We start from the raw sequence: 258 nt of genomic DNA, 5'->3' as shown, positions 1-258 counted from the left end.
ACCTTCCCCCGCTCAATCAAGATTGGCCCGGCCAGTGTCGCCTGGCTCGAATCGGAAATTGACGAATGGATCAATATTAAATTAGTCCGCCGCTCAATAAGCTGAAGGGAGAAAACACCATGATTATCCCGTCACTGAATTACGCCGTATTAACCGATGCCCTGCATGCATTGAAGGATGGCAATATTCGTTACTGTGAATCGCTAGGATTCACTTTCGACGAAATGAACGCCCTCAACCAATTATCACTAGACGAGC

Annotated in this window: 2 protein-coding genes; both read left to right on the top strand. The window is 47.3% G+C overall.

The annotated features are described in order from the left end of the window. Positions 1 to 105: AlpA family phage regulatory protein (locus AC4IFT_RS22560; RefSeq protein ID WP_490752979.1), on the top strand; the 105-nt coding region annotated here is incomplete at its 5' end. A 14-nt stretch (positions 106 to 119) separates the two neighbouring features. Further along, on the top strand, positions 120 to 258 hold a 139-nt coding region (locus tag AC4IFT_RS22555; protein ID WP_490752977.1), incomplete at its 3' end, for an STY4526/YPO1902 family pathogenicity island replication protein.

Source organism: Providencia sp. UF-183, from assembly GCF_058246155.1.
This window is presented reverse-complemented; position numbering and strand designations above follow the sequence as displayed.